We start from the raw sequence: 10,862 nt of genomic DNA, 5'->3' as shown, positions 1-10,862 counted from the left end.
CTCCTCGTCCCGCGCGGACAGCACCCAGGGCGCCGGTGGCCGGTGCGCCGCCGTGTGCGGCGGGGGTGGGGGCGCGGTGGCCGGTTCGTCGTCCTCCGGTGCCTGTTCGAGCAGGAGGTGCGCGTTGGTGCCGCTGATGCCGAAGGACGAGACACCGGCGCGGCGCGGCCGGCCCTCGGTGTCGGGCCAGGGCGTGGCCTCGGTCAGCAGGCGTACGGTGCCGGCCGACCAGTCGACGTGCGGGGTCGGCTCGTCGACGTGCAGGGTGCGTGGCAGCAGGCCGTGGCGCAGGGCCATCACCGTCTTGATGACGCCGGCGACGCCTGCGGCGGCCTGGGTGTGGCCCAGGTTGGACTTGACGGCGCCGAGCAGCAGCGGCCGGCGCGGGTCGCGGCCCTGACCGTAGGTGGCGAGCAGGGCCTGGGCCTCGATCGGGTCGCCGAGGGTGGTGCCGGTGCCGTGCGCCTCGACCGCGTCGACGTCGTCGGTGGTCAGCCGGGCGTTGGCGAGCGCCTGCCGGATCACCCGGCGCTGCGAGGGGCCGTTGGGGGTGGTCAGGCCGCTGCTGGCGCCGTCCTGGTTGACCGCGCTGCCGCGCACCACGGCCAGCACCCGGTTGCCGTCGCGCCGTGCGTCGGAGAGCCGCTGGAGCAGGACCAGCCCGGCGCCCTCGGACCAGCCGGTGCCGTCCGCGGCGGCGGCGAACGCCTTGCACCGGCCGTCGGGCGCCATGCCGCGCTGTCGGCTGAACTCGCTGAACATGCCGGTGTTGGACATGACGGTGACACCGCCGGCGAGGGCCATCGCGCACTCTCCGGCGCGCAGTGCCTGCACGGCCAGGTGCAGGGCGACCAGGGAGGACGAGCACGCCGTGTCGACCGTGACGGCCGGGCCCTCCAGCCCGTACACGAAGGAGAGACGGCCGGACAGGACGCTGATGATGGTGCCGGTGCCCAGGTAGCCGCCGACGCTCTCGGGCACCTGCTGGAAGCCGGTGCCGTAGCCGGAGGAGCCGGCGCCGACGAACACGCCGGTGCGGCTGCCGCGCAGCGCGGCACGGTCCAGGCCGGCCCGTTCGAACAGTTCCCAGGCCACTTCGAGCAGGACACGCTGCTGCGGGTCCATGGCGAGGGCCTCGCGGGGGCTGATGCCGAAGAACTCGGGGTCGAAGTCGGCCGCGTGGTCGAGGAAGCCGCCGGTGCGGGCGTAGCTCTTGCCGGGGGCGTCGGGGTCGGGGTCGTAGAGGCCCTCGATGTCCCAGCCGCGGTCCTCGGGCATGGGGCCGATCGCGTCCTCGCCCTGGGCGACCAGGCGCCAGAGGTCTTCGGGGGAGGTCACGCCGGCCGGGTAGCGGCACGCCATGGCGACGATCGCGATCGGCTCCGTCTCCCGCTGCTCGGCGCGGCGCAGCTCCGCCCGCGCGTCGTGCAGTTCCGCGGCCACCCGCTTGAGGTAGCCGACCAGCTTCTCGCTCTCCGGCGTGTCGCCGTCCTGCATCGTGGTGTCGCTCCTTCTTGTGCTCGGGCGCGGGCCCGGCGGGGTGGGGACGGCGGCGCTCACGCCAGGCCGAGTTCGCGGTCGATGAAGTCGAGCACCTCGTCGGCGCTCGCCTCCTTGAGCTGCTCCGCGGCGGTCTCCGGCGCGGCGGCCGGCATCTGGTGCTGCTCGTGGGGTTCCTGGTTGCGCCAGGCCGTCAGGAGCCGGTCGATCCGGGTGGAGATCGCGGCCCGGTCGTAGGCGTCGGCGTGGATCTGGGCGAGCCGGGCCTCCAGGCGGTCGAGTTCGTCCAGCAGCGCGGGCACCGCGGCCGCGGAGGCGTCGGGGACGAGTTCCTCGAACAGGTGGTCGGCGAGGTCGGCCGGGGTGGGGTAGTCGAAGACGAGGGTGGCGGGCAGCCGCAGTTCGGTGGCGGCGTCGAGCCGGTTGCGCAGTTCGACGGCGGTCAGCGAGTCGAAGCCCATCTCGGTGAAGCCCCGGTGCGGGTCGATGGTGTCCGCGCCGCCCAGGGCGAGCACCGTGCCGGCGTGGCCGCAGACCAGGTCGGTCAGCAGGCGCCGCTGGTCGTCCTCGGCGAGCGCGGACAGCCGCTGAACGAGCGCGGCGGCCGGCTCCTGCGCGGCGGCGGACTGGGCGGTGCGGCGTCCTGGGGCACGGACCAGGCCGCGCATCGCGGCGGGTACGGCGGTGGCGCCGGCGTCGCGTGCCAGGGCGGCGCCGTCGACCCGGACCGGCAGCAGCAGCGGGTCGGGCAGGGCGGCGGCCGCGTCGTAGAGGGCCAGGCCCTGCGACGCGGACAGCGGCAGCATCCCGGAGCGCGCCACCCGTGCCCGGTCGGCCCGGTCGAGGCCGGCGGTGATGTCGCTGGTCTGGTCCCACAGGCCCCAGGCGAGCGAGGTGGCGGGGCGGCCGGCGGCGCGGCGGTGGTGGGCGAGCGCGTCGAGGAAGGTGTTGGCCGCCGCGTAGCCGCCCTGGCCCGCGCCGCCCAGCACGCCGGCCGCCGACGAGTAGAGGGCGAACACGGCGAGGTCGGCGTCGGCGGTGAGCCGGTGCAGGTTCACCGCGCCGTCGATCTTCGGCCGCAGGACGCGGCGGAGCTGATCGGACGTCAGGGAGGTGACGACGCCGTCCTCGACCACGCCGGCGGCGTGCACGACCGCGGTCAGCGGGTGTTCGGCGGGGACGTGGGAGAGTGTCGCGGCGAGCTGGGCCCGGTCGGCGACGTCGCAGGCGGCGATGTCCACGTGGACGGCGCCGAGCCGGGTCAGTTCCTCGCGCAGTCGGGCGGCGCCGGGTGCCGCCTCGCCGGCCCGGCTGGTGAGGAGCAGGTGCCGGGCGCCGTGCTCGGTCACCAAGTGCCTCGCCAGGAGGCCGCCGAGCGCGCCGGTGCCGCCGGTGACCAGGACCGTGCCGTCGGGGTCGGGGACGGCGGGCACGGTGAGCACGATCTTGCCGATGTGCTTGGCCTGGCTCATGTACCGGTACGCCTGGGAGGCTTCCCGGATGTCCCAGGAGCGCACCGGGAGCCGGCGCAGGGCGCCGCTCTCGATCAGGTCGACGGTGAGGGTGAGGATCTCGCCGATGCGTTCGGGTTCGGCGTCGACGAACGGCTGGTAGCTGACGCCGGGGTGGGCGGCGGCCGTTTCGGCCGGGTCGCGCAGGTCGGTCTTGCCGATCTCGACGAGCCGGCCGCCCGGTGCCAGCAGCCGCAGCGAGGCGTCCACGTACTCGCGGGCCAGGGAGTTGAGGACGACGTCGACACCGCGGCCCCCGGTCGCGGCGCTGATGGTGTTCTCGAAGTCCAGGGAGCGGGAGGAGGCGATGTGGTCGTCGTCGAGGCCCAGCTCGCGCAGGGTGTCCCACTTGCCGGGGCCGGCGGTGCCGTACACCTCGGCGCCGAAGTGCCGGGCCAGCTGGACGGCGGCCATGCCGACGCCGCCGGCCGCCGCGTGGATCAGCACGGACTCGCCGGGTCGGAGTCCGGCGAGGTCGAACAGGGCGCGGTAGGCGGTCAGGAAGGCGATCGGCATCCCGGCGGCCTCGGCGAAGGTCCAGTGCGGCGGGACACGGACGACGGACCGGTGGTCGGCGACCGCGACCGGGCCGAGGGAGGCGGGCAGCACGCCCATCACCCGGTCGCCGGGCCGCCAGTCGCCGGCGGCCGAGCCGACCTCGGTGACCACTCCGGCGCCCTCGGTGCCCATGCCGGCCTGGCCGGGCACCATGCCCAGGCCGACCAGCACGTCACGGAAGTTGAGGCCGGAGGCGCGCACGGCGACCCGGATCTCGTGGGGGGCGAGCGGGCGGGCGGCGGGCGGGTACGGCAGCGGTGCGAGCCGGTCCAGGTCGCCCGCAGCGGTGGTGTCCAGCAGCCAGGGGCCGTCGGGCGCGGTGGGCAGCAGCCGGCCGGGGTCGGTGCGGACGATGCGCGGGGTGAGGACCGTGCCCGCCCGGACGGCCGTCTGCGGCTCGCCGGCGGCCAGCGCCGCCCGCACCGCGTCGGGGAGGATCGTCAGGGAGGCGGTGTCGGTGTCGAGGTCGGTGAGGAGGATCCGTCCGGGGTGCTCGGCCTCCACGGAGCGCAGCAGGCCCCAGACGGGCGCGTTGGCCAGGTCGGTGACGCTCTCGCCGTCGCGGGCCGCGACCGCGCCGCGGGTCACGACGACCAGGCGGGTGGTGTCCCACGCGGAGTGGGCCAGCCAGCCCTGGACGGTGTGCAGCATCCGGTCGACGGCCCGGTCGGCCGCGGTCGGCAGCGCCGCCGCGGGGACGGGGGCCAGCGGCAGCAGGACGACGTCGGGCGCCGCGGGTTCGTCGGCGAGCGTGGCGACGTCGGGGTACTCGCTCGCCGCGGTCCCGGCCGCCGCCAGCGCGTCGCACAGGCCGAAGGGGTCGGGGCCGAGGACGGCCCACCGGCCGGCGCCGGTACGGTCCGGCTGCTCGGGGGGTGTCAGCGGGGTCCAGTCGAGCCGGAACAGCGTCCCGCCGTCGGCCGGGTCCGCGGGGACGGCCGGGCGCATCACCAGTTCGCGTACCGAGACCACGGGGTTGCCCATGCCGTCGGCGGCGGTCAGTTCCACCGTGTCGGGGCCGGTGACCGTCATCCGTACCCGCAGCGCGGCGGCGCCGACGGCGTGCACGCTCACTCCGCTCCAGGAGAACACCAGCCGTGCCTGTCCGGTGTCCTGGCCGAGTCCGGTCAGGCCGCTGGCGTGCAGGGCGGCGTCGAAGAGCGCGGGGTGCAGGAGGAAGTCCGCGGCGGCGGTGTGGTCGTCGGGCAGCGCCACCTCCGCGTACACGGCGCCGTCGAGCCGCCAGGCGGCGCGCAGCCCCTGGAACGACGGGCCGTAGGCGAACCCGCCGGAGGCGAGGTCGGCGTAGAAGTCACCGACGTCGACCGGTTCGGCTCCGGCCGGCGGCCAGGCGCCGTGCGGGGCCGGGGTTCCGGCGGGCGTCGTGCCGGCGTCGGCTTCGGGGGTCAGAGTGCCGACCGCGTGCCGGGTCCAGGCGGTGTCGTCGTCCGTGCCGGGGGTGTCGTCCGCGCGCCGGGAGTGGATCTCGACCCGGCGGCGGCCGTCGTCCTCCGCCGGTCCGACGGTGACCTGGAGGTGTACCGGGGTGCCGGCGGGGAGCTGGAGCGGGGCCTCCAGCATGAGTTCGGCCAGGTGCGGGCAGCCGGCCCGGTCACCGGCCTGGACGGCGACCTCCACGAACGCGGTGCCGGGGAACAGCACGACGCCCCCCACCGCGTGGTCGGCCAGCCACGGGTGGGTGTGCGGGGACAGCCGTCCGGTGAGGACCAGTCCGCCGCCGCCCGCCAGGCGCAGTTCGGCGCCGAGCAGGGGGTGGCCGGTGGTGGCGAGGCCTAGGCCGGCCGCGTCGGGCGCCGCCGTGCCGGCGTCGAGCCAGTAGCGCCTGCGCTGGAAGGCGTAGGTGGGCAGGTCGGTCCGGTGGGCGCCGGAGCCGGCGAAGAACCGCTCGCCGTCGATCCGGCCGCCGGACAGGTGGACGGCGCCGAGCGCGGTCACCGCCGTGGCCGGCTCGGGCCGCCCGGCGCGCAGGGCGGGCACGCACACGGGGGCCGGGTGGGGCGCGGGCCGGCGGGCGGCCAGGCAGTCGCGGGCGAGCGCGGTCAGCACCCCGTCGGGGCCCAGTTCGACCAGGGCGGTGGCGCCGGCGTCGGCGAGGGCGGTGACGCCGTCGGCGAAGCGGACGGTCGCGCGCACGTGCCGGGCCCAGTAGTCGGCGCTGCCCAGTTCGTCGTCGGTGGCCGGCCGGCCGGTCACGTTGGAGATCACGGGGATGCGGGCGGGTGAGGCCGTGACGCCGGCCGCCACCTCGCGGAAGCGGTCGAGCATGCCGTCCATGTGGGCGCTGTGGAAGGCGTGGCTGGTGCGCAGTCGCCGGGTCTTGCGGCCTTGGGCCGCGAAGTGGTCGGCGAGCGCCCGCACCGGCTCGCTGTCGCCGGAGAGCACCACCGCCGACGGGCCGTTGACGGCGGCCAGGTCGACGGCTGCGCCGTGTTCGGCGAGGGCGGCGCGCACCTCCTCCTCGCTCGCGGCGACCGCGATCATCGCGCCGTCGGCGGGCAGTTCCTGCATGAGGGTGGCGCGGGCCGCGACCAGGGCCGCCGCGTCGGGCAGGGACCACACCCCGGCGAGGTGCGCGGCGCTCAGTTCGCCGATGGAGTGGCCCAGCAGCAGGTCCGGTCGCACCCCCCACGACTCGTACAGCCGGAAGAGGGCGACCTGGAGCGCGAACAGGCCGGTCTGCGCGTACACGGTCCGCCCGAGCGGTTCCGCGGTGCCGGCGTCCGGGGCGTCGGGGGTCAGCACGACCTCGGCCAGCGGCCGGCTGACGTGTCCGGCGAGCCGGGCGTCGAGCGCGGCGGCCACCTCGTCGAAGGCGTCGGCGAACGCGGGCCAGGCGGCGTGCAGTTCGCGGCCCATGCCGGGGCGTTGGCTGCCCTGTCCGGTGAACAGGAAGGCCAGGCGGCTGCCCGGCACGGCCCGGCCGTGCTCGGCGTTCGGCGCGTCCTCACCGGCCGCCAGGGCGTCCAGGCCGGCCAGGAACTCCTCGGGCCGGGTGCCCACGACGACGGCCCGGGAGTCGAGGGCGGCGCGCGAGGTGGCCAGCGAGTAGCCGACGTCGGCCGGACGGAGGCCGGGCCGCTCCCGCAGGTGCGCGGCGAGCCGGGCGGCCTGCGCGCGGAGGGCTTCGTCGGTGCGGGCGCCGAGGACCCAGGGGAGGGCGGGAACGACGGCCGCCGGGACCGGGGGTTCGGGGTGCGGCGAGCGGGAGGGCTCCGCGGGGTGGGAGGACTCCGCGGGGTGGGAGGGGGCCGTGGGCTGGGAGGCCGCTGAGGCCTCCGTCGGCTGGGAGGGCTCCGCCGGGCGGGAGGGATCCGCCGGCTGAGAGGTTGTCGTGGGCCAGAGGGCCTCCGTGGCCTGGGAGGCCGCTGTCGGCTCGGGCGCCTCCGGCTGGCGGGTCGCCCCCTGGGGCTCAAGGGCTTCCGCCGGCTGGGAGGCCCCCGCCGGGCGGGAGGGATCCGTCGGCTGGGCGGGCTCCGTCGGTCGTGGGGCCTCCTCCACGATCACGTGCGCGTTGGTGCCGCTGACGCCGAAGGAGGAGACGCCGGCCCGGCGCGGACGGCCGTCGCGGGGCCACGGGGCGGGCCGGGTGAGGAGTTCCACCCCGCCGGACGACCAGTCGACGTGCGGGGTCGGCTCGTCCACGTGCAGGGTCCGCGGCAGCAGCTCGTGCCGCATCGCCTCGATCATCTTGATCACCCCGGCGACGCCGGCCGCCGCGCCGGTGTGGCCGATGTTGGACTTGATCGCGCCCAGCCGCAGCGGCTGTCCCTCGGGCCGGTCGCGGCCGTAGGTGGCGAGCAGCGCCTGCGCCTCGATGGGGTCGCCCAGGGTGGTGCCGGTGCCGTGCGCCTCGACCGCGTCGACGTCCTGGGCGGTCAGCCGCGCGGCGTCGAGGGCCTGGCGGATCACCTCGGCCTGCGCCCTGTCGTTGGGGGCGGTCAGGCCGTTGCTGGCGCCGTCCTGGTTCACCGCGCTGCCCCGGACGACGGCCAGCACCGGATGGCCGGCCCGCCGGGCGTCGCTGAGCCGTTCCAGCAGCAGGACGCCCGCGCCCTCGGCCCAGCCGGTGCCGTCGGCCGCGGCGGCGAACGCCTTGCAGCGTCCGTCGGGCGCGAGGCCGCGCTGACGGCTGAACTCGATGAAGATGCCCGGCGTCGACATCACGGTCACGCCGCCCGCCAGTGCCATCGTGCACTCGCCCTGGCGCAGCGCCTGCACGGCGAGGTGGATCGCGACGAGCGAGGACGAACAGGCGGTGTCGATGGTGACCGCCGGTCCCTCCAGGCCGAGGGTGTAGGCGATCCGGCCGGAGGCGACGCTGGTCATGCTGCCCGTGCCGAGGTACCCCTCGACCTCCTCGGGAACGCTGGTGAGCCGTTCGGCGTAGCCCGAGGAGATGGCTCCCGCGAACACCCCGACACGGCTGCCGCGCAGCGAGGTGGGGTCGACGCCGGCACGTTCGAATGCCTCCCAGGAGGTCTCCAGGAGCAGCCGCTGCTGGGGGTCCATGGCCAGCGCCTCGCGCGCGTTGATACCGAAGAGCTCGGCGTCGAAGTCGGCCGCGCCGTCCAGGAAGCCGCCGCGCCGGACGTAGGTCTTGCCGGACCGTTCGGGGTCCGGGTCGTAGAGGCCGTCGACGTCCCAGCCGCGGTCGGCGGGGAAGTCGCCGAGAGCGTCCACCCCGTCGGCGACGAGCTGCCAGAGCTCCTCCGGGGACCGTACGCCGCCGGGGTAGCGGCAGGCCATGGCGACCACGGCGACGGGCTCGGCCGCGGCCGCCTCGACCTCGCGCAGCCGCTGCCGCGTCCGGCCGAGGTCCGCGGTGGCCCTCTTGAGGTAGTCGAGGAGTTTCTCTTCGTTGGTCGACACGCGAGCCCACTTTCACCGGGTGCCCGGAGGGAAGCCGGAAGGAGTACGTCTACGTCGGGGTCAGGTGGTGCCCAGCTCCCGATCGAGCAGGTCGAAGATCTCGTCGGCGGAGGAGGCGGCGAGCGCCTCCCCGCTCAGGTCGGGTGCCGGCGCGTCGGCCTCCGCCGGGTCGCGCCACTTCCACAGCAGGGCCTCCAGGCGCCGGGTGACCGCCGCCCTGGTCCCCTGGTCGGACGGCAGCCGGTCCAGGGCGTTCTCCAGTCGGCTGAACGCGCCCGCCGCGGGGCCGGCCGTGGTCGTGCGTTCCAGCCCCAGTTCGGTGACCAGGTGGGCGGCGAGCGCCGCCGGGGTGGGGTGGCTGAAGACGAGCGTCACCGGCAGCCGCAGGCCGAGCGCGGTGCCGAGCCGGCCGCGCAGTTCGACCGCGGCCATCGAGTCCAGGCCGAGGTCGCGCAGCGGCTTGTCGGCGGCCACGTCGCCCGCGGTGTGCCCGAGGACGGCGGCGACGTGGGCGACGACCAGGTCGCTCACCGCGCGCTGCCGGTCCTCCTCGCCCAGGGCGGCCAGCCGCCGCAGCAGCGCCTCGCTCTCGGCGTTCCCCGGCGCGTCTGCCGGCCCGGGGTCGTCGGCGGCCGGGCGGGGTGCCGCCACGGGCCGCAGCACGGGGACGGATCCGGCGCGGGCGGCCGGGGCCCCGGCCTGGGCGAGGGTGTCCGCGAGCCGCTCCGGGGAGACGGCCCGCAGGGCGAGGGACCGCACCGTGAGGGCGGCCGCCCCGGTGTCGGTCGCGGCGGCCAGGGACAGCGTGTCCGGCGTGTCGCCGTCCGCCTCCAGGCGTATCCGCAGCGAGGTCGCGCCGGGGGTGTGCAGCGTGACGCCGGACCAGGCGAACGGCATACGGATCTCCCCGTCGCCGGGCGCTGCCGCGGACCCGAGGTCCTGCCCCCCGCCGGGCGCCTCCGCCGCCCCGGCCTCCTGTCCTGCGCCGGACGCCTCCGCCGCCCCGCGCTCCCGCTCACCGCTGGACACGTCCGCGGGCAGGGTCGTCCCGGCCGCCGCCTGGAGGGACCGCAGGGCGGCCGTCAGGAGCAGTGGGTGCAGGGCGTGGCCGACGGCGTTCTGACGCTGTTCGGCGGAGAGGGCGACCTCCGCGTAGAGGGCGGTGCCGGACCGCCACACCGCGCGCAGCACGTCGTGCGCGGTGTCCTCCTGCGGGGCGGCGGGCCCGGCGGGCGCCGGTACGGGCAGGGGCACGGCTCCGGCCGGGGGCCAGACGACGAGATCGTCCGCGATCTCGTCGTCCGGCCCGTCCAGCAGGCCGTCCGCGTGACCGTCCGGCGCGGGTGCGAGCAGGCCCTCGGCGTGCCGGGTCCAGGATCCGGTGGCCTCCGTGTCGTCCGGGCAGGAGTGGATGGCCACCGGGTGACGGCCGTCGGGCCGCGCGGCGCCCACCGACACCTGGAGCTGCGCGCCGCCGCGCTCGGGCAGCGGCAGCGGTGCGTGCAGGGTCAGCTCCTCGACCGTGTCGAGGCCGGTCAACCGGCCCGCGTGCAGGGCGAGTTCGACGAAGGCGGCGCCGGGCAGCAGCGCGGTCCCCGGGGACAGGTGCTCGGCGAGCCAGGGGTGGGTGCGCCGGCCGATCCGTCCGGTGAGCACGATGCCGTCCGTGTCGGCCAGGTCGACCGCCGCGCCCAGGACGGGGTGCCCGGACGGGATCAGTCCCAGCCCCTGGGCGTCGGCCGTACCGCCGGGCGTGCCCGCCAGCCAGTACCGCTCCCGCTGGAAGGCGTACGTGGGCAGTTCCGTCAGACGCGGTTCGGTGCCGGCGAAGGCGGGCCGCCAGTCGACGTCGACGCCGTGTACGTGCGCCTGTGCGAGGGCGGTGGTGAAGCGGTCGGGGCCGCCCTCACCGCGGCGCAGTGTGCCGAGGACCGCGGCCCGCGCCCCGGCCGCTTCGACGGTCTCCAGGACGCCGGTGGTGAGCACAGGGTGGGCGCTGGTCTCGATGAAGGCGTCGTGGCCCGTGGCGAGCAGGGCCCTGACGGCCTCGTCGAAGCGGACGGTCTGCCGCAGGTTGGTGTACCAGTACTCGGCGTCCAGGGCGGTGGTCTCCAGCGGGCCGCCGGTGACCGCGGAGCAGAAGGGGATGCGCGCGGCGCGCGGGGCGACGTCCGCGAGGGCCGCGAGCAGTGGTTCACGGATCGACTCGACCTGCGGGGAGTGCGAGGCGTAGTCGACCGGGACGCGCCGCGCCCAGACGCCGTCGGTCTCGCACCGGGCGAGCAGCTCGGTGAGCGCGTCGGGATCGCCGGAGAGCGTCACGGAGTGCGGGCCGTTGACGGCCGCCAGCGAGATCCGGTCGCCGAACGGCGCGGTCAGCTCGGCGACGTCCTCGGCGGACAG

3 protein-coding genes are annotated in these 10,862 nt (G+C 76.6%); all 3 read right to left on the bottom strand.

Going from position 1 to position 10,862, the window contains the following annotated elements; translation table 11 throughout:
* The coding region (locus tag ALMP_RS22950; RefSeq protein WP_375803521.1) for a type I polyketide synthase at positions 1-1,443 on the bottom strand (1,443 nt) is incomplete at its 3' end.
* Positions 1,444-1,556: 113 nt separating this feature from the next.
* Positions 1,557-8,459 (bottom strand): type I polyketide synthase, encoded by a 6,903-nt coding sequence (locus tag ALMP_RS22945; RefSeq protein ID WP_264931221.1) that lies wholly within the window; start codon positions 8,457-8,459, stop codon positions 1,557-1,559.
* Between the two features lie 60 nt (positions 8,460-8,519).
* The coding region (locus tag ALMP_RS22940) for an acyltransferase domain-containing protein (protein WP_264931219.1) at positions 8,520-10,862 on the bottom strand (2,343 nt) is incomplete at its 5' end.

Origin of the sequence: Streptomyces sp. A012304, from assembly GCF_026008495.1 — a bacterium.
Lineage (GTDB): Bacteria > Actinomycetota > Actinomycetes > Streptomycetales > Streptomycetaceae > Streptomyces.
The sequence above is the reverse complement of the archived record's forward strand: the minus strand, read 5'-3'. Positions and strand labels throughout refer to the sequence as shown.